This is a genomic window from Ruegeria sp. CDSA141 (genome assembly GCF_059612005.1).
Genome location: NZ_JBXWPT010000005.1, coordinates 132,353 through 155,501 on the forward strand (window position 1 = coordinate 132,353; position 23,149 = coordinate 155,501).

The window sequence follows — 23,149 nt, forward strand, 5'->3', positions numbered from 1 at the left end:
TGCCCCAAGCACGTTAGTTGTTCAATCCCCGCCAAACAGTTTGAGCAGACCTTTCTTGGCCTCTTCTTCAAGCTTGTCCTTGATTGCATCTTCGATCTGATCACTATCCGTGATCGTCGTGTCCAATTCGTTGCCGACCTTTTCAAAAACCTTCTGTTTGGCGTCGTCTTCCAGTTCCTTGACCTTCACATCCGCAGCCGCCTCGATCACCTTGGTCAGGTCCGGCTTGATCGACGGGTCGCTCCAGGGACCCACGATGCGAACGGGGACCGATATCCCCTGCCCGGAATTGGCACGCAACGCCACTGGCGTGAACAGGTAGTCGATATTGCGCCCCCCCAGATCCACGGCACCGGTGCCATCTGCGCGAAAATTCTTCAGTGACATGAGCAGATCGTTGTTCGTCAACACGCCCTGATCGATGGTGAAACTGGCCGTCGTGCTATTGAACACAGTGGTTCCGCCTGATCCGGTGCCCTGCCCCATCAACCGGTCCAGATCGAGCCCGGAAATCACTCCGGGACCAACATCTAGGTTTCCCTTGCCGCTGAGGGACCGCATGATCTGATCCTCGGACTGACCAGCGCCCAGAAACTCAAACGCGCCGGCAGCGGTTCCCGACAGGCGCTCTACACCGGCCATTGTGGTCAGCGCTTGTTTCAGGTCGATCCCAGTCGCGGTCACAGTGCCGCCGACAGACAGGCCGTTGCGATTGTTGGCAACCACCTGACCCTTCAGTTGCCCCGAAAACAGCGTGGCCGGATGCATTTCAAGAACGGCCCGCGACCGGTCCAGCGACAGGGTCAGGTCGCTTTTTCCGAACGTCATTCCGGGCACGGCGATCGAGTTGGCCGTCAGGCGAATCTTACCGTTCGCCAGTGCCAGAGCGGACGCGTCGATAGGGTCCTTCGACCACCCCTCAGTTGCAGGAGCGTTTGCCTGAGACGTTCTGCTTGGAGCAGAACCCGTTTCGGAAATCCGCGACAGATCCAGATCACCGGCATCCAGACGAGCCACGATCCGTGGCGGGTCCAAGATGGTGACATCCGCCTCACCTACAAACCGGTTGTCATCCAATTGCGCAGTCATGTTCCGCATGGAAATCCGCCCATCCTGCGTATATGTCATCTGCGCGGAAATGTCAGCGACTTTGCCCAATCCAGGCGGTACAGTCGTGCCAGCCTGACCGAAGGCGGCAAGCAACCTTTCGGTGTCCCGCGTCACGACCTTGATGGTTCCATCCATTTCACCCGTAAGATTGACGCGTCCTTCAAATCCGATCTCGCCGCCCGGAGCCGTCAAAGCCAGTTCCAGATCAGTCACTGACCCGGCCGCAAAAGCCGGTAAATCCGGGATTTTCAGATCAACCTGAACCGCCCCTCCGGGCACCGGCATGGCCGCCTTCATCACCATCGCGGCCGTGACCTCGGGCCAGCTTGCAGATAGCGTCACGTCCGAGAAATCCATCTGCGTGACGCCATTTTCCACATAAATCAGCCGTGCATTTGTCAGCTCCAGCTGATCCAGAGTGACTTGCCCCGATGGTTCAGCTGGCGTGGAGCCCCCGGTCGTGGCCGCAGTTGCCTCGGTTGTCGGGGCGCTCAACTCCCAATTGCCGCGCCCATCTGATCGTTCCAACCGCAACACGGGATTGTCTGCAAAAACACGTTTGATTCGCAGATCCCCGTTCAACAGCCCGGCAGCGTCCACCCCGACGGCAAGGCTATCCGCGCTGAGCATCGGCTCCGGTCCGGCCCAGCTTGCATTGCCGAAACGCACCGGCCCGGTCTCCATCCCCACCACCGGCCAGAAGGATATGCGCACATCGCCGGTCAGTGTCAGATCCCGCCCGGTCTGGGCCTTGACCTGCTCGGCCAGAATCGCGGCAAGCTTCTCCCCCGGCATCAGCAACAGCGCGCCGATAATCAGCGCGACCACGGCCACAACAATAAACAGGATGCGCATCAGCCATTTCATATTCTGCTCTCCGCCTTTTGGCTTGTCATTGCCGTGATCATTCAAATCACACGTCACATTTGCAAGGGGAAGCTTTCCCCACTATATGCCGCGCATGACGACGAACCCGCCAAACCTCCGCCCCGACCTGGCGCCTGCTGCCCGGATCACCCAGACGCCCCAATCAAACCAGCCGACCATCGGTATGGTGTCCTTGGGATGCCCAAAGGCGTTGGTCGACAGTGAACGCATTCTGACCCGGCTGCGTGCCGAAGGGTACGGCATTTCGCCAGATTATGCCGGGGCCGATGCCGTCATTGTGAACACCTGCGGGTTCCTTGACAGCGCCAAGGCGGAATCGCTGGACGCGATCGGAGAGGCGCTGGTGGAAAACGGCAAGGTCATCGTGACCGGCTGTCTGGGCGCAGAACCGGATTACATTCGCGAACATCACCCCCGCATCCTGGCTGTCACCGGCCCGCACCAATACGAGCAGGTTCTGGATGCGGTGCACGCCGCCGTGCCACCCGATCCTGATCCGTTCGTGGACCTGTTACCCGCCAGCAGCGTGCAACTGACCCCGCGCCACTACAGCTATCTCAAGATTTCCGAGGGCTGTAACCACAAGTGCAAGTTCTGCATCATTCCTGACATGCGCGGCAAACTGGCAAGCCGTCCGGCCCATGCTGTCCTGCGCGAGGCCGAAAAGCTGGTCGACAATGGCGTGCGCGAGCTGTTGGTGATTTCGCAGGACACCTCGGCCTATGGGCTGGATCGCAAATACGACGTGAACCCGTGGAAAGACCGCGAGGTGCGCAGCCACATCACTGATCTGGCGCGGGAGCTAGGGCAGATGGATGCCTGGGTGCGGCTGCACTATGTGTATCCCTATCCGCATGTGCGTGACCTGATTCCGCTGATGGCTGATACCGGGTGCAACGTGCTGCCCTATCTGGATATCCCGTTTCAACACGCCCACCCGGACGTTCTGAAACGCATGGCCCGCCCGGCTGCAGCGGCCAAAACGCTGGATGAGATCAGGGCGTGGCGTGCGATCTGCCCGGATATCACCCTGCGATCTACCTTTATCGTTGGCTATCCGGGCGAAACCGAAACCGAGTTCCAAACGCTGCTGGATTGGATGGATGAGGCGCAGCTGGATCGCGTCGGCTGCTTTCAATATGAAAACGTCGAAGGCGCGCGCTCGAACGACCTGCCCGATCACGTCCCGGCAGAAATCAAGCAAGAGCGCTGGGATCGTTTCATGGAAAAGGCACAGGCGATCTCGGAGGCCAAGTTGCAGGCGAAGGTCGGACAGACGCTTGAGGTGATCGTGGACGAGATCGACAACGAGGCCGCCACCTGCCGCACCAAGGCAGACGCGCCCGAGATCGACGGCAACCTGTTCATCGATGAAGGATTCGAAAACCTCAACCCCGGTGACATCGTCACGGTCGAATTGGACGAGGCCGGAGAATACGATTTGTGGGGTAAGCCCGTCTAAGGTCTGACAATGCGTCAGACACACGTCATATGGACAAAGCGTGAAGCGAGTTTATTGGCAGAACACGCGGTCAGACCCGATCTTGGACTGAAAGCCGAACACGGAGGTTTTTATGTCCCGTATCTTCAAGCTTGGCCTGAACGGCGTAATTTTCCTAATGGCCGCGCATTTCTTGGCCACCCCCGGTTACGCCCAGCACACACAGGTCGGCTCTGCCGGATTTATTGTGGCCGGCGGCAAACATCTGAGTTTTCATAAAAACGGCCGTCACAAGATAAACCGGTATTTCGTGGCCCCTAAAGCCAAGTCACATGCCAAGCACCCCAAGGTGCATACCAAAAAGCCGACCCCGGTTTATCGATACACCGCCCCCAAACGGCGTGTCCTCGCGCATATCCCCTATGGATCGGTCAAGCGACACAAATTCAAATCATTCAAGTTCAAGCATTCCTACGGCTTCCAAAGGCACTAAACGGTGTTTGCGCACTGCAAAAAGCAGCCTGCCCGATAGCCGCAAAACGCAGGCAAGAAAAAACCGCCTCGAATGGCGGCTGCAATCCCCAGATTGGTGCAGGCGGTCCGCATCCGGGCCGCCTGCGAATGGCTTATTGAGTAATCGGGTCGCAGACCGTCTGACCAGCCTCGGTTGTGGCCAATTGATAACCGCCCGGGCAGCTAGGTGTGCCGGCTTTGTCATAGCTGGGCTGAACGTAAACAGGTGTCGGTTCTTCCTGCTGCGCGCAGGCAGTCAGGATCAGTGCAAATGCGCCAACAGCAGCGAGTTTCAGTTTCATGTCCGTCAATCCTCTATTACTTTTCTGATATTGCCCAGCTTTTCGGGGCCAGATTCAGAATACGGGCTGAACGACAATCTGGCAACTGAATCGATCACGTCTTTGTGAGTCACAGCGAATCCATGCCAATCCGAGGCCGCAGTGGTGATCATTGCAGCGTCGCAACTATCCTTTTGGCGTCAGCGCCCTAAACTGTTGCAGCGAGATCAGCAAAAGACGGAGAAGCCACATGTCAGACGCACCCATCATTGCCCAGAAATCACCTTTTCCGGTCGAGGTGGACGAAGGGAAAACCTATTTCTGGTGCGCCTGCGGAAAATCCGGCCGCCAGCCGTTTTGCGACGGATCGCATAAAGGCACCGGATTTGAACCCGTGAAATATACAGCGGATAAAAGTAAAAAGGTCTTCTTTTGCGGGTGCAAACACAGCTCGAAACCGCCTTTGTGCGACGGAACGCACAGCGGGCTTTGATCAGGTTTTCAGCCCATTCAAGGTCTCGGCATTCGGGCAAAAATCCGGCGCCGTGGCCGCCTGGCCCTGCTGCCGGGCCAGCCAGTATTCGCATTGCACGTCACATCCGGCAGCGCGGCACCGCGTGACAAGCTCGGCGTATTGTTCCGGCGAAAGGCGTCCGCCGGCCATCACTTCGGTCATGGAAATGCCCATACAGCGCGAAACCGAGCGTGTAAGCCAGAAATGCTTTTCGATTTCCCCTAACGCGACCTGAGACATCAAGCGTGCTCCTTCTGCTTGGCTTTGAGGGCGGCAAAACACTTGCGATTCGGGCATGAAAACGGGGCCTGTTCGACCTGCTCACGCCGTTCCAACCACTCCGGGCAGTCCTTGGCCCAGGAACAGCCGCGGCACTGCTGCACGATTTCCGCCCATTCTTCTTGTTTCAGATGACCGCTCCGATAGGCTGCGGCCAAATCGGTTCCGGTTGCTCGCCCCATGCGCAACACCAAACGCAGATGGGTCATGATTTCGCCCAGACGTGTCATGACGCACCTGTATGTTAAGGCAGGAGATTGTCGAGCAATTCCTGATTTCGGCAGTATTCGGGCGTACGCCGAGCAGAACCGGGATTGTTCAGCAAACTCTTGCAGTGATCCGGGTTCGGGCAGTCGGTACAGCGCAAAACAGCGTCAGAAATCTGGTCCACGGAAACGGAGCCATCAATGGCGGCTTCCTCAAGATCAATGTCCAGCATTCTGGCCATATCGTCCACCAATCCGGCATGCAGCCGCAGGGTCTCTTGGGTGGGCATGCTGTTTCCTTTCGCTTTCACGCTGTGTCCAAAGGGTAGCGCATCCGCGAGGGCAAACATTGACTCAGGTCAAGATTGGACGCCGATGTGATCCAGATAGGCCCGCGTGGCATCCTGAACACGGCGAAAGCGATCCCCGCCCAGTTTCTTGCCGCCGTACCAGCGCGTCACGATAATTACATGATCTTTCAGCCCGGCGCGTTCGATCATACGTAGGATCACCATGCCCGCGCCGCTTTCCCCGTCATCGGCTTTCAACGCGCCGGTCGGCAAAGCCGCAGCCCAGGTGTTATGGGTGGCTTTGGCATAGCTCTTGTCGGATTTCAAATCGTCCAGAACGGCGTCGATTTCAGCCCGCGTCGTGACCTGCGCCCCGGACACCGCGTATTTCGAACCGCGATCCGTCAAGATAACCCCCAGACATGTAAGCGCGGTCATTGGGACAGACCCAGTTGCTCTGCTGTTTCCAGCACGATCTGAACGCGTTGCGCATTTGGCGGGTGGGTTCCCAGAAATCTGTCACCGGGATCCGGGATCCGATCAAAGAATTTTGCCCCAACCAACGGATTGTATCCCGCGTTATAGGTGATGATGGTTCCCAACTGGTCTGCCTCCAGCTCAAAGTCTTTCACGTAGGCCTGAACACCGACCTGCGCACCCAGCTTTTGCGCTTCCTCTATTGCAGCGGCGTCCCCGCCACGCAACTGCGCCACCCGCCCGAACTCGGCCGCGCTGGCGCTGGCGATTTCACTCTGTCTGGCGATATGCCCCAACACGTGGTGGGCTGCTTCGTGCCCCATGACAAACGCCAGTTCATCCGCGTTCTGGGTGGATTCGATCATCGAGCGGGTGAATATGATCACCGGCTGCTTTTTGTTGTCCAGCGTCTGAAACGCATTGGCCGATGCCTGAGGGTTCAGGTCAACAAGAATCCGGAAGTCGCAATTCTGCCCAGTCGTCTGTTTCAGGCACTGGCTACGGGCTTCGGCCCCGACCGCCCGGCTGACCTCGCGAAAGGTTTGCACCATGGGTTCGGCCTCTGGTTCATCCCCCAGCCATTCCTCGGCGGGTTGGACACGCAAGGCCCCCTCTCCGCACGCAGCAAGCAGCAGGGACAGCAATAAAACAAACCATCTGTGCATGTCATATCCTTTGAGGTCGAATGGCCGTGATTTCAACATAGTACGAGCGAACCGGCGAAACCACACCGCCGGTTCAACGAACGGCTTGCATTGCGCCTCGGCGGCCTGCACTCTGGTCTCATGTTTTCGATTGAGCATGAATTCGACTCGACGGTCATTACGCTTGTGGACGAAGGTGAAAAACCTTTGCAGGAAGATGTTGTGATCAATAATTTCGCCGAATGCGTCACGCTGGAGCAACTGGATCCCCGTACGGATCAAATACAAAGGATCACTTTGTCACCGGAGCAGGTGCGGGATCTGGCGGCCGCGCTGGACCTACCCGAAGGCGTTTATCAGATTCGCGAAACCGGGCCTCAGGGGTCATAGACAAACACCTTGATCCGTGCGGATTGCCCGAGTTTCAGTGTCAGGGTTGAAGGCGCAACACCAAGGCATTTTGCAAGTAGTGACTGCACAGCGCTATTGGCTTTACCGTTTTCAGGTGGGGCTGTCACGAAAACCCTGATCTGATCTTCTTCAACGATCACGCGATCACGGGCCGCCTTTGGCGTCACCTTCAGTTTGAACGTAGCCTTTGCCCGCGCCAGCGCGCTGAGGTCCGGCAAATCGCGCAGTTTGGATTTCGTCATTGTTTCCCCCTTCTTTCAATAGTCTTGCATGAAGGACATCGGAATGAAATTGATCCACGCAATCGATCGGCGCGCCCTTGAAACGGGCTGAACGCCGACCAAGATACAGAGTCGTGATGTAAAGGAAGTTAACATATGTCCCTGAATAACCCCGTCGCTCTGGAGTTTTTACAGTCGCGCCGGTCCCGGCCCGCCAAGACACTGATTGCACCGGCCCCGACCCGGGAAGAGTTGCTGCCCCTGCTGACGGCCGCAGCGCGCAGCCCCGATCACGGCAAACTGGAGCCGTGGCGGTTCATCGTTCTCGAAAAGGGCGCCATGCCTCGTCTGGCGGCTCTGACCGAGACCTGCGGACAAAAGCTGAACAAAAGCCCGGAAGACATCACCAAAGCCCGCAGCCAGTTCGATATGGGGCATCTGGCAGTTGCGATCATCGAGGTTCAAAAACCATCCGAGAAGATTCCGGCCATCGAACAAACCTACTCCGCTGGCGCGGTCTGTCTGGCCCTGCTGAACGCCGCGCTGGCTGCGGGCTGGGGCGCAAATTGGCTGTCGGGTTGGCAAACACATGATCGCGAATTCTGCGTCGACGCATTTGGACTTGCTGAAAACGAACGTGTAGCCGGGTTGATTCATATCGCCACCGAGGGGACGGCCCCGCCGGAACGCCCGCGGCCCGATGTGGCCGCGCTGACAGAGTGGGTTACGAAATGATTATCCTGAACGCCTTTTTCAGCGCACTTGGCCAGATCGGAGATCCCAAGTTCCGGGCCGTCTTGCTGCGCGGTGTGGGGTTGACCATTCTGTTGCTGGTTCTCGCCTGTGCAGGTGCGATTTGGTTGATCAACTGGTTGTCAGGCAGTGAAATCTCTCTGCCATTTGTGGGTGCTGTCCCGTGGCTGAACGACGTCCTGAACTATTCCGGTATCGTCCTTGTCCTTGTTTTGCCTGTTTTTCTGATGGTGCCGGTCGCATCGGCCATCACCTCGATCTTTCTGGACGAGGTGGCACAGGCGGTTGAGGACAAGCATTTTCCGGCTTTGCCGCCCGCACGACGCATCCCTGTCTCAGAGGCGGTTATGGACGGTCTCAGCTTTCTTGGAGTTCTGATTGTCGCAAACCTGCTGGCGCTGATCCTGTACGCAATTTTCACCCCGCTTGCGCCTTTCATCTTCTGGGCCATGAACGGGTTCTTGCTCGGGAGGGAATACTTCACCCTGGTTGCGATGCGAAGAATCGGGCGCGACGGGGCACGCAAGCTGCGGTCCAAACACTCGACAACGATCTGGGTGGCGGGCACCTTGATGGCCATTCCTCTTTCAGTGCCGCTGGTGAACCTGGTGATCCCGATCATCGGGGCCGCCACGTTCACCCATATATATCACGCCGTGTCCGGCCAATAGGCCTGACGGGGATTACCTTGGCTCCAGCTGATTCAGCCAGTCGAAATCCCGCACTGAGATCACGCCCGACAGGATGATCCCGGCGATGATCGCCCACAGAACCACAGAGATACCGGTGGTGATCCACATCTTTCTTTTCATGTGATGCACTTCCGGCGCGCCCGCATGCGTGCCGGGAACGATATCACCCAGATCGCCCTGGGTTTTGATGCGAATGGGCAGCACCACCAACAACGTCATGAACCAGATGACGGCGAACAACACCAGTGCGGCAGTAATGGTCATTTCAGGCCCTCCGAGGGTGGGGGATTACACCTGCTCCAGTTCGACCAGGCAGCCGTTGAAATCCTTGGGATGCAGAAACAGAACCGGTTTTCCATGCGCACCGATCTTGGGCTCACCTGATCCCAGAACACGCGCGCCGGTTGCTTTCAGATGATCGCGGGCAGCGATGATATCCTCGACCTCATAACATACATGGTGGATGCCGCCGGACGGGTTCTTTTCCAAAAACCCGTTGATCGGGCTGTCATCGCCCAGTGGGTACAAAAGTTCGATCTTGGTGTTTGGCAACTCGATGAACACAACCGTGACACCGTGATCCGGCTCATCCTGCGGTGCGCCGACCTTGGCGCCCAGCGCATTGCGGTATTGCTCGGACGCCGCTTCAAGATCGGGTACGGCGATGGCTACGTGGTTCAGGCGTCCAATCATGTTTCACTCCTGCTGTCCTGCGTTGGTTGGGTTATGGGGGCTGATCCGCCAAAGGACAAGTGCGCCAAATCGCGCGTTAACGTCGTGTTAGCCAAAAGTTCCTAACGTGAGGCATCTGCTGCATAGGAGAGCTGCCATGGACGATTCGGGCCTACTTGCCACCACCACCGCCGCGCCTACCGCGACTCGACCCTTGCTGGGTCAGACCATACTGGTTGTCGAAGACAGCCGGTACGCTTGCGATGCTATCCGCCTGATGTGCCTGCACAGCGGCGCACGTATTCGCCGCGCGGATTGTCTGAAATCGGCCCGAAGGCATCTGCAGATCTATCGGCCTTCGGTCATACTGGTCGATATGGGCCTGCCGGACGGGTCCGGTGCCGAACTGATCGCCGAATTGGCGGATGCCACGCCCCGTATCAGCGTCATCATGGGCCTGTCGGCCGATGACGCCAGCGAAGACGGGGCTCTTGCGGCCAGAGCGGATGGATTTTTGTCCAAGCCTCTAAAATCAATGTCTTATTTTCAGGAATCCATTCTGGAACGCCTACCAGAAGATCGGCGGCCTTGCGGGTTGCATGCGGTACGCGATGAAATCATCCACCCGGACCCTCTGGCCTATCAGGACGACATGGCCCACATCGCCGATGTGCTCGCAGGTCCCAACGATCTTCGCACATTGGACTACGCTGCACAGTTCCTACAGGGAGTCGCGCGCGAGGCAGACGACAGACCCCTGGCGGAAGCCGCGCGAAAGTTGGCACTGTCACGCGCAAACGGGACACCGATCACCGTGCAGGCAGCGCAGGTTGCCGGGATGGTACAGAACCGTCTGGAACTGCGAGAGGCAATTTGAAATGGTCACAGCCTATTTCATTACTGCGACCCTTTTGTGCGTTTGGTTTTACCGCCAGACACGGCATGCTGCACGTTCCATTCGTGTCAATCGGAACAATCTGAAAAATCCGCTGGACTGACACGCGAAACCTGCGTGGAAATACCGCCCGCTTTTTAGCGGGCGGTCAGTGATCAGTCCTGAGGGATAATGCGAAGACCCAGCTCCATCAACTGATCCGAGGTCGGATCCGAAGGTGCGTCCATCATCAGATCTTCAGCGCGTTGGTTCATCGGGAACATCATGACTTCGCGGATATTGGCCTCGTCCGCCAGCAACATCACGATCCGGTCGATACCCGCCGCGCAACCACCGTGTGGCGGTGCGCCGTAGTGGAAGGCGTTGAACAGGGCGCCAAAGCGGGATTTCACTTCATCCTCGCCGTAGCCAGCCAATTCAAAGGCCTTCAGCATGATTTCCGGCTTGTGGTTTCGGATCGCGCCTGAAACCAGCTCGTACCCGTTACACGCCAGATCATACTGATAACCGCGCACATCCAGCGGGTTGCCCTGCAACGCGTCCATGCCGCCCTGCGGCATCGAGAAAGGGTTATGTTCAAAGTCGATCGCGCCGGTTTCTTCATCCTGCTCGTAAATCGGGAAGTCCACGATCCACGCAAAGGCAAAGCGGTCTTTTTCGGTCAAGTTCAATTCCTCACCGATCACGTCGCGTGCCTTACCGGCGACCTTTTCAAAGGCCTTCGGCCTGCCACCCAGGAAGAAGGCTGCATCGCCTACGCCCAGACCTAATTGCTGACGGATTGCCTCGGTGCGCTCGGGGCCGATGTTCTTGGCCAGCGGACCCGCAGCCTCCATCCCTTCACCCTGATCGCGCCAGAAGATATAGCCCATGCCCGGCAGACCTTCTTTTTGGCCAAAGGCGTTCATACGGTCACAGAACTTACGGCTGCCACCAGTTGGGGCCGGGATGGCTCGGATTTCGGTGCCTTCCTGCTCTAGCAATTTGGCGAATATCGCAAAGCCAGAACCACGGAAATGCTCAGATACAACCTGCATCTTGATAGGGTTCCGCAGGTCGGGCTTGTCGGTGCCGTACCAGAGCGCTGCATCCTTGTAGGAAATCTGCGGCCATTCCTGATCAACCTTGCGGCCCCCGCCGAACTCTTCGAACACACCGGTTAGAACGGGCTGGATCGTGTCGAACACATCCTGCTGCTCGACAAACGACATCTCAAGGTCAAGCTGGTAGAAATCGGTGGGCGAGCGGTCAGCACGCGGGTCTTCATCACGGAAACACGGCGCGATCTGGAAATACTTGTCAAAGCCCGACACCATGATCAGCTGTTTGAATTGCTGCGGGGCCTGCGGTAGCGCGTAGAACTTGCCCTGGTGCAGACGCGAAGGCACCAAAAAGTCGCGCGCGCCTTCCGGTGAGGACGCGGTGATGATCGGCGTCTGATATTCGCGGAAACCCTGATCCCACATCCTTTTACGCATGGATGCGACAACGTCCGAGCGCAGGGTCATGTTCTGCTGCATAGCCTCGCGGCGCAGGTCCAGATAGCGATAGCGCAGGCGGGTTTCCTCGGGGTATTCCTGATCACCGAAGACCATCAGCGGCAATTCGTCGGCGGCTCCCAGAACTTCCAGCTCGCGTACATAAACTTCAATCTCGCCGGTGGGCAGTTTCGGGTTCACCAGGTCCGTGTCGCGGGCTTTGACGGTGCCGTCGATGCGGATACACCATTCAGACCGCACCTTTTCCAACTCGGCAAAGGCGGCACTGTCGCCGTCGCACAGGATCTGAGTTACGCCGAAATGGTCGCGCAGGTCGATGAACAGCACGCCCCCATGATCTCGAACCCGATGCACCCAACCGGACAGGCGAACGGTTTCTCCAACATTGGCGGCGGTCAAGGCGGCGCAGGTGTGGCTGCGGTAGGCGTGCATGGAATATCCCTTCGGGCGCAGAATTCGTCGCGCCGATACACCCTGTCAGACCCGGAAAGTCAAGGCGGGTCGCCCTTTCAAAACGGCCTTTGCACATTGCCTGAGTAGAAATAGACACCCAGCCCCACCGCAAAGATGATATTGCCTGCAATCGCGTGCAGCAGTACCGCATAGAAGAATGACCCGCGCTGCCGGTAGGCCCAGGTGAACAGTAGCCCGCCGACAAGTGTCATCAGGGCGACGATCCAACTCCAGTACATCAGGTGTGCGAACGAGAATATGGCCGCGTTCAGCAGATAGGCCGCGCGCCCTTCTGGCAGGATCGCGTGATAGCGGCGAAAGAACAAAGGGCGGAACAGCAGCTCCTGTGGCAGCGCTGACAAAAGTGGGTAGCCGACCCAGATGAGGGCCAGCATTTCGGGGCGGTGCATAAGCAGGAAGAACGCGGCATCCGGACGTGTGATCTGTATCAGCCCTACGCAAAAGACGGTCACGATGGCAGAGAACAGAGCAATCTCGCGCAGGGTCCAGCTGGCCCAGCCATAACGAAGCTCAGCCCATTGAAATCCGGGCGTCCGGTGCAGAAGAACGATCCCTAGCCCGGTCAGTGCAAACAGGGCCGGAAACATCCAGTTCGGTGGAAAGAGAACAGCGATCAGCAACGGGAAGCCGATATAGAAGATGCCGAATTCCAGCCGCAGCCGTCGCAATGCTACCGGCGGTCCGACCATCGTGCTGTTTTTTGTCACCTGTCTATAAGCTCCACCTCGATCAGTCCGCGCAATGAATTGCCCATGTATACAGTTTGGGCGTTTTTCAGGTCGGTCAAGGTCAGAACGGCTTCGGTGACCGTTTCATTATCCAGCAGTTCTTCCCGCAGTATCCCCGGCAAAAGCCCGCTGGACAGAGCGGGTGTCAGAACCCGGCTATCAGGCATTTTCAAAAACAAATTCGTGATGGTGCCTTCACACAGCTCATCCAGTTCATTCAGAAACAACAGCTCATTCACCCCCTCTGGCAGTGCAGCGCGCGAAGAGTCGTAGAGCGCACGGCGCGTGGTCTTGTGACGCAACCAAAGGTCATTCGAAGCCAGACGCTGATTTGACAGAGCGACGCGCCAGATCCTGGGATTGTCCACCAGTTCGCCGGTTGTCAGATCGACCGAACCCGACACATCCAGCGTAAGGCGGCAACGCAGCGGGGTGTCGCAAGCCGCGCTTTTCAGCCGGGCGGTCGCTTCATCCGGATTGAAAGGAATCTCAAACACCCGCGCAGTGCGGGCCATTCGTGCAAGATGGCGGTCCAGCCTTACAAAGCCTTGACCTGGCCGGAGGGCCAGTGTTTCGATCAGGCTGAAATCAGGTTCAGCTGGCGGGCGAAGCGGGCTTTCCATAACGCCTCCTCATACTCTGATGGGGCGGTGCTGTCCCAAACGACGCCACCGCCTACGTTCAGAGTGGCGTGATCATCTTCAAGCATCAAGGTGCGGATGGCCACGTTGAACTCGGACCGGCCATCAGGTGCGGCCCAGCCAATTGTACCGCAATAGATGTCGCGCGCCCATGGCTCCAGTTCCGCCAGAATTTCCATCGCGCGGATCTTGGGGGCTCCGGTGATCGACCCGCAGGGAAACAGTGCTGTCAGAATTTCACCCAACCCCACGCATTTGTGCAGCTGCGCCCGCACCAGCGAGACCATCTGATGTACGGTGGCATAGGTTTCCACCCGGAACAGGTCAGGCACATGAACGGATCCGGGCAGCGCGACGCGGCTGATGTCGTTTCGCAGCAGGTCAACAATCATCAGATTCTCGGCCCGATTCTTTTCGTCCGTGGTCAGAAAAGCCCGGCGGCGCGCGTCCTCATCCGGGTCTTCACTGCGCGGTTGCGTGCCCTTCATCGGTCGGGTTTCGATCCGTCCACCCTCATCGGTGCGGAAAAACAACTCCGGCGAGCGGCTGAGCAGATCGGGCAACCCATCCTGCTGCACCAGCGCTCCGTGGCCTACTGGCTGCCCCACCGCCAGCGCGGCATAGAGCGTTTCGCTGTTGCCCGAGACGGTCAGATCAATCGGAAAGGTCAGGTTGGCCTGATAGATGTCACCAGCACCGATGGCGTCATGCACGGTCTGATACGCCTTGCTGTAACGCGCTTCATCCCAGCGGGGCCGGAATGCGCCCACGTCACCCGCAGGCGACGGAAGGGCGACCCGATCCGGTGCATCATAGACCCCAAAGCACACCAAAGGCAGACGTCGTTCTTCCGGCAAAAGACCGTTGAGCCGGGGCTCGAGCGCATAGCCCAGCTCGTAACTGGCATACCCTGCCAGCCAGGCACCACCTGCGCGCGCCTCGTCCAGTGCCGCCAGAGCCTGGGGCACGTCTTCCGCCACATCCGCGCGGATCACCTGAGACGGACGCTGAAACCGGGTTCCTCGCCCGGCCGGTCCCTGATCGAAACGAATACGCACTTGCATCCTCATTTGCCGTGAGGGGCCGTATAGAGAATACTCTGCCAAGTGAAAGAGGGGAAAGCGGCAATTTCGCCCCTGTTTCCGATACCTCTTGCACCTTTTTGCGCGGTCCCTATAACGCAGGACAATTTGGGCGCTGGGGCGGTGCCCTGACTCGCGGACAATCGAAGGAACAAGGCCATGCCGAGAAGAACCGACATCCAGTCGATCATGATCATTGGGGCGGGCCCCATTGTTATCGGTCAGGCCTGCGAATTCGACTATTCCGGCGCTCAGGCCTGCAAGGCCCTGCGCGAAGAAGGCTACCGGGTTATTCTGGTGAACTCAAACCCGGCGACGATCATGACCGACCCCGGCCTGGCAGATGCCACTTATATCGAGCCGATCACGCCCGAGGTTGTCGCCAAGATCATCGAGAAAGAACGCCCCGACGCCCTGTTGCCTACCATGGGCGGGCAGACCGGCCTGAACACCTCGCTGGCACTGGAAGAGATGGGCGTGCTGGAGAAATTCGGCGTCGAGATGATCGGCGCCAAGCGCGAGGCCATCGAAATGGCCGAGGACCGCAAGCTGTTCCGCGAGGCGATGGATCGACTGGGTCTGGAAAACCCCAAGGCGACCATCGTGACCGCCCCCAGGCGCGAAGACGGAACCACCGATCTGGACGCCGGTGTGCAGATGGCGCTGGATGAGCTGGATGAAATCGGCCTGCCCGCCATCATCCGTCCGGCCTTTACGCTGGGCGGGACCGGCGGTGGCGTGGCCTACAACCGTGAGGATTACATCCATTTCTGCCGCTCTGGCATGGATGCCTCGCCGGTAAACCAGATCCTTGTCGATGAAAGCCTGCTGGGCTGGAAGGAATACGAGATGGAGGTGGTGCGCGACACCGCCGACAACGCCATCATCGTCTGCTCGATCGAAAACGTCGATCCGATGGGCGTGCACACAGGTGACTCGATCACCGTGGCCCCTGCCCTGACGCTGACCGACAAGGAATACCAGATCATGCGCAACGGCTCGATTGCCGTTCTGCGCGAGATCGGCGTCGAAACCGGTGGTTCGAACGTGCAATGGGCCATCAACCCCGAAGACGGCCGCATGGTCGTGATCGAGATGAACCCGCGCGTGTCCCGGTCTTCTGCATTGGCCTCGAAAGCGACCGGTTTCCCGATTGCCAAGATCGCAGCCAAGCTGGCCGTTGGCTACACGCTGGACGAGCTGGACAACGATATCACCAAGGTCACGCCCGCCTCGTTCGAGCCGACCATCGATTATGTTGTCACCAAGATTCCGAAATTCGCGTTCGAGAAATTCCCCGGCTCGGAACCCTACCTGACCACCGCTATGAAGTCGGTGGGTGAGGCGATGTCCATCGGCCGCACGATCCACGAATCGATGCAGAAAGCTCTGGCGTCGATGGAATCGGGCCTGACCGGCTTTGATGAGATCGAAATCCCCGGCCTGAACGTGGGCCTGTGGGACGAAGCCGACGACAAGGCCGCCGTGATCAAAGCGATCAGCCAGCAAACGCCTGACCGTCTGCGCACCATCGCGCAAGCGATGCGTCATGGCCTGACCGATGACGAGATATTTGGTGTCACCAAGTTCGACCCGTGGTTCCTGGCCCGCATCCGCGAGATTATCGAGGCAGAACGTCAGGTCCGTAAAGACGGTCTGCCCGTCACCGAGGACGGCATCCGAAAGCTGAAAATGCTGGGCTTCACCGATGCGCGTCTGGGCAACCTGACGGGCCGCGACGAAGACAACATCCGCCGGGCGCGCCGCAATCTGGGCGTTACAGCCGCGTTCAAACGCATCGACACCTGCGCCGCCGAGTTCGAGGCGCAGACGCCCTATATGTACTCGACCTACGAAGCCCCCATGATGGGTGACGTAGAATGCGAGGCGCGTCCGTCTGACCGTAAGAAAGTCGTCATCCTTGGCGGTGGCCCAAACCGGATCGGTCAAGGCATCGAGTTCGACTATTGCTGCTGCCACGCCTGTTTTGCGCTGACCGAAGCAGGCTATGAAACCATCATGATCAACTGCAACCCCGAGACCGTGTCGACCGACTACGACACCTCGGATCGTTTGTATTTTGAACCGCTGACTTTCGAACACGTCATGGAAATCCTGACCAAGGAACAGGAAAACGGAACACTGCACGGTGTGATCGTTCAGTACGGTGGTCAAACCCCCCTGAAACTGGCCAACGCACTGGAAGCCGAAGGTATTCCGATCCTGGGCACCACTCCGGATGCCATCGACCTGGCCGAAGACCGCGAGCGGTTCCAGGCGCTGGTCAATGAACTGGGCCTGAAACAGCCAAAAAATGGCATCGCCTCGACCGACGAACAGGCGCTGGAGATTGCCGAAGAGATCGGCTTCCCACTGGTCATCCGCCCCTCTTACGTACTGGGCGGCCGTGCGATGGAAATCGTGCGCGATATGGATCAGTTGAGACGCTACATCAACGAAGCCGTGGTGGTCTCGGGCGACAGCCCGGTTCTGCTGGACAGCTATCTGTCTGGCGCCGTGGAACTGGATGTCGATGCCCTGTGCGATGGCACCGATGTACACGTCGCGGGCATCATGCAGCATATCGAAGAAGCCGGCGTTCACTCGGGCGACTCGGCCTGCTCGCTGCCGCCCTATTCACTGTCGAAAGAGATCATCGGGCAGATCAAGGATCAGACGTTCAAGCTGGCCAAGGCGCTGAACGTTGTCGGCCTGATGAATGTCCAGTTCGCGATCAAGGATGACGAGATCTACCTGATCGAGGTGAACCCGCGCGCCTCGCGCACCGTGCCGTTCGTGGCAAAGGCCACCGACAGTGCGATTGCGTCCATCGCCGCGCGCGTCATGGCAGGCGAAAAGCTGGCGAGTTTCCCGCAGCGCCCGCCATACAAGACCGTGGACGACACCAAGATCGCCGATCAGATGACGCTGGCCGACCCTGATATGCCGTGGTTCTCGGTGAAAGAGGCGGTTCTGCCCTTCGCCCGTTTCCCGGGCGTCGACACGATCCTGGGTCCGGAAATGCGCTCGACCGGCGAGGTCATGGGCTGGGACCGCGATTTCCCGCGCGCCTTCCTCAAGGCGCAGATGGGCGCGGGCATGGTCCTGCCGACCTCGGGCCGGGCCTTTATTTCGATCAAGGATGCCGACAAGGGCGCGGCGATGCTTGAGGCCGCACAGGTTCTGGTCGAACAAGGCTTCACGCTGGTCGCCACCCGCGGCACGCAAAGCTGGCTGGCGGAACAGGGTGTGCCATGCGATGTGGTCAACAAGGTCTATGAGGGTCGCCCGGACGTGGTCGACATGCTGAAAGACGGTCAGGTTCAACTGCTGATGAACACCACCGAAGGCGCACAGGCGGTAGAGGACAGCAAGGCCATCCGGTCCATCGCGCTCTATGACAAGATCCCGTATTACACCACTGCGGCCGCAAGCCATGCTGCCGCTCTGGCAATCAAGGCGCAGGCTGAAGGGGATGTCGAGGTGAAATCCCTTCAGGGTTAACTTGCTTGGCCTGAGCCACAATTGGCTCATTCATGAACGTACAGATGCGCGCCCGTTGACCTGATCTCAACGGGCGCGCATCTAATTCGGGCACAAGGAAAGTGGATCAATGCGCATATTTCTGGTTCTCACGTTACATACAGTTCTGGCTGCATGTGATGTGCCGTTTGTCCCATTGATCTGATCCAACCGGGTCCGTCCGATCAAGCCCGGACCCGGTCACAGACCGTTTTCAGACTGCCTGTGCCTCGCGTTTTTCATCCCGCGCAAAGAAGAGCAGGTAGAACACCGGCGCGGCAACCATTGTCAGGACGGTCGCAAAAGCCAGCCCGCCCATGATCGTCACCGCCATCGAGACAAAGAACGCGTCCGTCAGCAAAGGCGCCATACCCAGAATGGTCGTGATGGCCGCCAGCATAACAGGACGCAAACGTGAGACGGAGGCTTCGACGATGGACTCGCGCAGGGGTTTACCCGTGGCGCGAACAAGGTCGATCTCTTCCACCAGAACGATACCGTTCTTGATCAACATTCCCGACAGGCTGAGCAGACCCAGAAGGGCCGTAAAGGTGAAGGGCAAACCTGTTCCCAACAGGCCAATCACCACGCCGTTTACCGACATCGGAACCAGCAGCCAGATGATGATCGGCTGACGGATTGCATTGAACAGCAGAACCGAGATCAACACCATTATCAGCAGGCTCAGCGGCAATTGCTTACCCAGACTTTCCTGCGCATCGCGCGAGTTTTCGAACTCGCCACCCCATTCCATCTTGTAGCCCGGTGGCAGTTCGATTGCCTCGATGGCGTCCCGCACTTCGGCATGCACATGTGCAGCCGTCAGATCGGGCGGGATGTCAGCGCCGACGGTGATGGTCAGAACACGGTCGCGACGGTGAACCAGCGTATTGAGGGATTTGTACTCGAATCCATCGACCATCTGTTCGATTGGTACAAATTTCCCGGACTGATCCGAGTACACCACCTGATCGACAATCGAGTAATCTCCATCAGCCGGTCGGCGCAGGATGATCGGAATCAAACGATCCCGTTCGCGGAACACGCCGCCGGTGATGCCGTCGGTCGAGAATTGTAGGGTGGCCGCGATATCCTCGCGCGTGACACCCGCGGTCTGCGCCCGTTCTGTGGCATAGATCGGTTGCACCGCCAGTTCCTGTTCGCGCCAGTCATGATGAACGAGCAGCGCGTTGGGCGACGCCGCTGCCATGCGCTGCACGGCCTCGTCCGCAAGTTGTCGCAGAACCACCGGATCGCTGCCCGAGAACCGGGCCTGAATCGGATCGCCGCCACCGGGGCCAAAGACCAGACGCTTGGTTCCGAACTCTCCTTCCGGGAACTGGACCGACCCGAACGCTTCCAGGTCCGCCTGCAATGCCGGGATGTCATCCAGGCTTTCCGTGCGGATGATCATGTGGCCATAGCTCGGGTTCGGTTTTTCCGCCGAATAGGTCAGCATGAACCGGGTTGCCCCCTGACCGACGAATGTCGTGACCGAAACCACATCTTCGCGTTGGGCCAGCCAGTCTTCGAACACCGCCATATCCTGCGCCGTACGTGCAATCGGTGTGCCCTGTGGCAGCTTGTAATGCACAAAGAACAAAGGCGTGTTCGAATTGGGGAAGAACTGCTGTTTCATCAGCCCAAACCCGGCGTAGCACACCACCGTTACTCCAACGAGCCCGGCAACAACCAGCCAGCGGAAGCGCAGCGCAAAGCGCAGGATCGCACCATAGGTGCGGAACAGGATGCCTCCGTAAGCGTCGATCTCACCTTCCTTGCCTTGCTTGAAGAAATAGTGGCCAAGCAAGGGCGTCACAGTGATGGCAAGTATCCAGCTGAGCAGCAATGAGATACCGATCACCGCAAACAGAGAAAACAGAAACTCACCCGTCGCATCCGGGCTGAGCCCGATCCCGGCAAAGGCCATGATGCCGATCACGGTGGCCCCCAGAAGGGGGATCTGGGTTTTTGCCGCCACATCTTCCGCCGCATCGCGCGAATTTTTTCCGCGCAGCATCGCGATCTGCATCCCCTCGGCCACGACGATGGCATTGTCTACAAGCATCCCCATGGCGATGATCAGTGCACCCAGCGAAATCCGCTCCATCTCGATTGAAAACAGCGACATGAACAGAAGCGTGCCGACCACTGTCAGCAGCAATGTCGAGCCGACGACGATGGCCGCGCGCCACCCCATGAAGATACCCAGCACGGCGACCACAATCGTCACTGACATGGCCAGATTGACAAGGAAGTCGTTCGAGGCCTGCTCGACCACCACATGTTGCTGGTAGATCGGCAGAATATCGACCCCGAAGGGGATGTTCGTCTCCAGCTCAGCAAATTTGGCGTCAGCCCGTTTGCCGACCTCGACGATGTTTTCCGTGGCCAGACCAGCGATGCCGAGGGTGAACGCTTCGGTACCGTTATACCGGATCACGATGTCCGGATCGTTCTGACGCGCGCGATAGACATCGGACATGTCGAACAGGTTGATCACCTGCCCTTGCGAGCCGACGGACAGGCCCGCAATGGCCGAGACACTGTCCGAGCCTTCGGCGGTCAGAATGGTGGTGCGGTCGTTTTCAGAGCGTAAGGACCCCGAGGAATTCACCGAGTCCGCATTGGCGATAGCTTCGTTGATTGCTTGAAGCGGGACGTTCTGGTTCACCGAAATCGCAAGGTCGGGTTCGACAAAAATCGCCTCGTCCGGCAGGCCCTGAACCTCGACATCGGCGACGCCGTCCACGGTCAGCAATTCCCGTCGCAGAAACGTTGCCAATTCATGCTTTTCGGCGTCCGAGAACCCTTCGGCGGTCACGGCATAGAACAGGCCGAATACATCACCGAACCCGTCATTCACGTAAGGTTGGCTGACACCCGACGGAAGCCCGCGGGCGGCATCACGCACCTTGGCCCGCAGGCGGGTCCAGATATCGGGCAGTTCGGTGCCGTCGTAAGTCGACTTGATCTCTACCTCGATCAACGATTGTCCGGGTTGGTTGACCGAGGTGATGACATCCACCTCGCCCATTTGCTGGATCGCAGATTCCAAGGGCTCGGACACTTCCAGCGCCACCTGTTCCGCCGTCGCACCGGGATACTGCGTGGCGATGACCGCGTTCTTGATGGTGAAAGCCGGGTCTTCCAAGCGACCAAGCGACGTGAACCCCCAGATGCCCCCAAACAGAGCGATTAGGATAATCAGCCATGTGTAAAGCGGTCGATCAATCGAGGCGCGCGCGATGTTCATCTGTCAGCCCCTCAGTTCGCGAAGCCGGTGAACCGGCGCACGGGCTGACCGTCTGTCAGCACGGCGCCGCCAGCCACAACAACTTCGTCATCGTCGGACAAGCCCGTCAAAACCCGAACATCGCCCGTCTGCGTGGGCTCAATCGTCACCGGAACGCGGCGGACCGTGCCTTCATCCGCACCAACCGGCGAGAACACCATGACGCTCAGCTCGCCTGTTGCATCAGCAACAACGGCCGTCGCTGGCACAACAATGCCTGTGCGTTCATCCTGAACCTTTACGTTGACGGTGACGGACGAGCCGGGAAGAATTTGCAGCCCCTCGGGCGGGGTCAGGCCGAACTGGATGCGGAAGGTCTGCCCGACGCTGGAGGTTTCAGCGTCGAATTCACGAATTTCCAACGGGAAGACTTCATCACTTACGGGGAACTTGGCAGTGATGGTGATGTCGTCATTCTGGCCTGAGCGTTGAAACAGGATCTCGGGAACGTCGACCTCGATGCGCAATTCGGACATGTCGTGAATGCGGACGATGGGCGTGCCTGCCGATACGGTGGTGAAAGCCTCGACCGCGCGGCTGGAGACCAGCGCGTCAAATGGCGCGGTCAGTGTTGCGTGCTCCAGCTCGTATTCCGCGTCGCGCAGAGCGATCGCGGCCAGTTGCGCTTCGGTCTCTGCGTCATCGACCGCCACCTGACTGGCCGTGGTGCCACGCAAACGCGACAGGCGCGCTACGGTTCGGTCGGCTTGTTCCTTTTGAAGCTGCGCCCGCTCAAGCCGCAGTTCGAATGGTTCCTGATCCAGTCGCGCAATCAGGCCGCCTTTGGCGATGACAAACCCTTCGTTGACCGGCATCTCGACGATCTGACCGGCGACCTGAAAGGCAAGATCGACCGTCTGCCGCGCCGCAACACGGCCGAAAAACTGTCGGGTGAAGCCGGGCGCCGTTTCGCGCACCTGCATCAGCTTTACCGGTTTCTGAGTATCTTGAGCGGCAATCGGAGTTGCCAGAACGGCCAGTGCAAGGCCCAGAGAGGTCAGGAGTTTCATTTCTTCAGTCCCTCGGGAATTCCCGTTTTCAAAACGTTGTCACGGATTTTGCGCGCCAGTCGCGCGAATTCGGCTGTTTCTTCTTCGTTCAGGCCCGAGGCCCTGTGAAACAGGTCTCCGGCCTCGGCCACCAGCATGTTGCGGACCTCTTCACCCTGCTCGGTCAGCACCAGCAACCAGGCGCGGCGGTCTTCGGGGTCATGCTCGCGCGTCAGATAGCCTGCTTTTTCCAGGGAATCCGCGGTTGCGGTGATTGTGGACGGTACGCTCAGCATGTCAGCAGCCAGGACCCCCATGCGTTTCGGCTGATCCAGCTTGATCAGCATGTGGCATTCGGGGTGGCTCAGGTCGGTCTCGATGCAGTCAAATGTCTCTTCCAGTTTCCAGTACAGGGCATACACCCCCATGATCGCCTGAATCTCGGGGCTGAGGCGGCCAAGTCTGGTACTGATATCGTCGGGCATGGGGGATCTCCGCGCGCTTGGAGGGGTCATATACTTCAGTTTCTGAACTATTCAAGATATGAAACTGCCGCGCCGCGCGCATTCCCTTAGGTCAACATGCCTTGATCAAATCACACCATGACTGCATTTTGGGCAAATCCGAAACAT

Annotated in this window: 25 protein-coding genes; 8 read left to right on the top strand and 17 right to left on the bottom strand. The window is 58.6% G+C overall.

Translation table 11 applies throughout. The features are described from left to right. Positions 1 to 21: 21 nt before the first annotated feature. Positions 22 to 1,977 (bottom strand): AsmA family protein, encoded by a 1,956-nt coding sequence (locus AC2FLP_RS09955; RefSeq protein WP_496683348.1) that lies wholly within the window; start codon positions 1,975 to 1,977, stop codon positions 22 to 24. A gap of 94 nt (positions 1,978 to 2,071) precedes the next feature. Here AC2FLP_RS09955 and rimO point away from each other — a divergent pair, with 94 nt between their 5' ends. Further along, complete coding sequence (gene rimO / locus AC2FLP_RS09960) at positions 2,072 to 3,460, top strand: 30S ribosomal protein S12 methylthiotransferase RimO (RefSeq protein ID WP_496683346.1); 1,389 nt, start codon at positions 2,072 to 2,074, stop codon at positions 3,458 to 3,460. Between the two features lie 112 nt (positions 3,461 to 3,572). Further along, positions 3,573 to 3,932, top strand: a complete 360-nt coding sequence (locus AC2FLP_RS09965) for a hypothetical protein (RefSeq protein WP_496683343.1) — start codon at positions 3,573 to 3,575, stop codon at positions 3,930 to 3,932. Between the two features lie 133 nt (positions 3,933 to 4,065). On the opposite strand, the gene AC2FLP_RS09970 is transcribed toward AC2FLP_RS09965, so the two are convergent. Then, complete coding sequence (locus AC2FLP_RS09970; RefSeq protein WP_050604769.1) at positions 4,066 to 4,254, bottom strand: hypothetical protein; 189 nt, start codon at positions 4,252 to 4,254, stop codon at positions 4,066 to 4,068. A 229-nt stretch (positions 4,255 to 4,483) separates the two neighbouring features. Between AC2FLP_RS09970 and AC2FLP_RS09975 the strand changes: the two genes are divergently transcribed. Then, on the top strand, positions 4,484 to 4,726 hold the full coding sequence (locus tag AC2FLP_RS09975; RefSeq protein ID WP_496683340.1) for a CDGSH iron-sulfur domain-containing protein: 243 nt from the start codon (positions 4,484 to 4,486) through the stop codon (positions 4,724 to 4,726). Here the strand turns inward: AC2FLP_RS09975 and AC2FLP_RS09980 are convergent, their stop codons facing one another. The 5 genes from AC2FLP_RS09980 to AC2FLP_RS10000 form a co-directional block, all read right to left on the bottom strand. Next, positions 4,727 to 4,987, bottom strand: coding sequence for a DUF6455 family protein (locus AC2FLP_RS09980; protein WP_496683338.1), 261 nt, complete (start codon positions 4,985 to 4,987; stop codon positions 4,727 to 4,729). Further along, a complete protein-coding gene (locus AC2FLP_RS09985; RefSeq protein WP_117867947.1) occupies positions 4,987 to 5,256 on the bottom strand; it encodes a DUF6455 family protein in 270 nt (89 codons plus the stop codon). Before AC2FLP_RS09985 ends, AC2FLP_RS09980 begins: the two co-directional genes overlap by 1 nt. A 14-nt stretch (positions 5,257 to 5,270) precedes the next feature. Further along, positions 5,271 to 5,522, bottom strand: coding sequence for a DUF6455 family protein (locus AC2FLP_RS09990; protein ID WP_117867945.1), 252 nt, complete (start codon positions 5,520 to 5,522; stop codon positions 5,271 to 5,273). A 69-nt stretch (positions 5,523 to 5,591) separates the two neighbouring features. Next, complete coding sequence (locus tag AC2FLP_RS09995) at positions 5,592 to 5,960, bottom strand: YigZ family protein (RefSeq protein WP_496683334.1); 369 nt, start codon at positions 5,958 to 5,960, stop codon at positions 5,592 to 5,594. Next, on the bottom strand, positions 5,957 to 6,664 hold the full coding sequence (locus AC2FLP_RS10000) for a M48 family metallopeptidase (RefSeq protein WP_496683331.1): 708 nt from the start codon (positions 6,662 to 6,664) through the stop codon (positions 5,957 to 5,959). Before AC2FLP_RS10000 ends, AC2FLP_RS09995 begins: the two co-directional genes overlap by 4 nt. A 120-nt stretch (positions 6,665 to 6,784) precedes the next feature. On the opposite strand from AC2FLP_RS10000, the gene AC2FLP_RS10005 reads away from it, so the two are divergent. Next, positions 6,785 to 7,033, top strand: coding sequence for a DUF8831 family protein (locus AC2FLP_RS10005; RefSeq protein WP_299642146.1), 249 nt, complete (start codon positions 6,785 to 6,787; stop codon positions 7,031 to 7,033). On the opposite strand, the gene AC2FLP_RS10010 is transcribed toward AC2FLP_RS10005, so the two are convergent. Continuing rightward, entirely contained in the window at positions 7,021 to 7,296 is a 276-nt protein-coding gene (locus tag AC2FLP_RS10010) for a DUF167 domain-containing protein (RefSeq protein WP_496683328.1), read from the bottom strand. The two genes, AC2FLP_RS10005 and AC2FLP_RS10010, sit on opposite strands and share 13 nt — an antisense overlap. Positions 7,297 to 7,431: 135 nt before the next feature. On the opposite strand from AC2FLP_RS10010, the gene AC2FLP_RS10015 reads away from it, so the two are divergent. After that, positions 7,432 to 8,010 carry a nitroreductase family protein gene (locus AC2FLP_RS10015; protein WP_496683326.1) on the top strand — a complete coding sequence of 193 codons (579 nt, stop codon included), beginning with the start codon at positions 7,432 to 7,434 and terminating at the stop codon, positions 8,008 to 8,010. Then, entirely contained in the window at positions 8,007 to 8,699 is a 693-nt protein-coding gene (locus AC2FLP_RS10020; protein ID WP_496683323.1) for an EI24 domain-containing protein, read from the top strand. Before AC2FLP_RS10015 ends, AC2FLP_RS10020 begins: the two co-directional genes overlap by 4 nt. Positions 8,700 to 8,711: 12 nt before the next feature. On the opposite strand, the gene AC2FLP_RS10025 is transcribed toward AC2FLP_RS10020, so the two are convergent. Both AC2FLP_RS10025 and mce read right to left on the bottom strand, forming a co-directional pair. Beyond that, complete coding sequence (locus AC2FLP_RS10025; protein WP_117867937.1) at positions 8,712 to 8,984, bottom strand: DUF1467 family protein; 273 nt, start codon at positions 8,982 to 8,984, stop codon at positions 8,712 to 8,714. A gap of 24 nt (positions 8,985 to 9,008) precedes the next feature. After that, complete coding sequence (gene mce, locus AC2FLP_RS10030) at positions 9,009 to 9,413, bottom strand: methylmalonyl-CoA epimerase (protein WP_117867935.1); 405 nt, start codon at positions 9,411 to 9,413, stop codon at positions 9,009 to 9,011. Between the two features lie 136 nt (positions 9,414 to 9,549). On the opposite strand from mce, the gene AC2FLP_RS10035 reads away from it, so the two are divergent. Beyond that, positions 9,550 to 10,269 carry a response regulator gene (locus AC2FLP_RS10035; RefSeq protein WP_496683320.1) on the top strand — a complete coding sequence of 240 codons (720 nt, stop codon included), beginning with the start codon at positions 9,550 to 9,552 and terminating at the stop codon, positions 10,267 to 10,269. A 173-nt stretch (positions 10,270 to 10,442) separates the two neighbouring features. Here the strand turns inward: AC2FLP_RS10035 and aspS are convergent, their stop codons facing one another. The 4 genes from aspS to AC2FLP_RS10055 form a co-directional block, all read right to left on the bottom strand. Then, positions 10,443 to 12,218 (bottom strand): aspartate--tRNA ligase, encoded by a 1,776-nt coding sequence (aspS, locus tag AC2FLP_RS10040; protein ID WP_496683318.1) that lies wholly within the window; start codon positions 12,216 to 12,218, stop codon positions 10,443 to 10,445. Between the two features lie 77 nt (positions 12,219 to 12,295). Further along, the gene (locus AC2FLP_RS10045; protein ID WP_254683762.1) at positions 12,296 to 12,967 is read right to left on the bottom strand and encodes a CPBP family intramembrane glutamic endopeptidase; all 672 of its coding nucleotides are present in this window, start codon (positions 12,965 to 12,967) and stop codon (positions 12,296 to 12,298) included. Next, complete coding sequence (locus AC2FLP_RS10050) at positions 12,964 to 13,611, bottom strand: aminotransferase class IV family protein (RefSeq protein ID WP_117867929.1); 648 nt, start codon at positions 13,609 to 13,611, stop codon at positions 12,964 to 12,966. Before AC2FLP_RS10050 ends, AC2FLP_RS10045 begins: the two co-directional genes overlap by 4 nt. Continuing rightward, the gene (locus tag AC2FLP_RS10055) at positions 13,566 to 14,693 is read right to left on the bottom strand and encodes an aminodeoxychorismate synthase component I (protein WP_496683314.1); all 1,128 of its coding nucleotides are present in this window, start codon (positions 14,691 to 14,693) and stop codon (positions 13,566 to 13,568) included. Before AC2FLP_RS10055 ends, AC2FLP_RS10050 begins: the two co-directional genes overlap by 46 nt. 177 nt (positions 14,694 to 14,870) lie before the next feature. Here AC2FLP_RS10055 and carB point away from each other — a divergent pair, with 177 nt between their 5' ends. Next, on the top strand, positions 14,871 to 18,215 hold the full coding sequence (gene carB / locus AC2FLP_RS10060; protein WP_117867925.1) for a carbamoyl-phosphate synthase large subunit: 3,345 nt from the start codon (positions 14,871 to 14,873) through the stop codon (positions 18,213 to 18,215). Between the two features lie 232 nt (positions 18,216 to 18,447). Here carB and AC2FLP_RS10065 read toward each other — a convergent pair whose 3' ends face one another. The 3 genes from AC2FLP_RS10065 to AC2FLP_RS10075 are packed head-to-tail and all read right to left on the bottom strand — an operon-like array spanning position 18,448 to position 23,002. Then, positions 18,448 to 21,489 carry an efflux RND transporter permease subunit gene (locus AC2FLP_RS10065; RefSeq protein WP_496674295.1) on the bottom strand — a complete coding sequence of 1,014 codons (3,042 nt, stop codon included), beginning with the start codon at positions 21,487 to 21,489 and terminating at the stop codon, positions 18,448 to 18,450. Positions 21,490 to 21,500: 11 nt separating this feature from the next. Further along, positions 21,501 to 22,538, bottom strand: a complete 1,038-nt coding sequence (locus AC2FLP_RS10070; RefSeq protein WP_117867920.1) for an efflux RND transporter periplasmic adaptor subunit — start codon at positions 22,536 to 22,538, stop codon at positions 21,501 to 21,503. Next, a complete protein-coding gene (locus AC2FLP_RS10075) occupies positions 22,535 to 23,002 on the bottom strand; it encodes a MarR family winged helix-turn-helix transcriptional regulator (RefSeq protein WP_117867918.1) in 468 nt (155 codons plus the stop codon). Before AC2FLP_RS10075 ends, AC2FLP_RS10070 begins: the two co-directional genes overlap by 4 nt. Between the last annotated feature and the right edge of the window lie 147 nt (positions 23,003 to 23,149).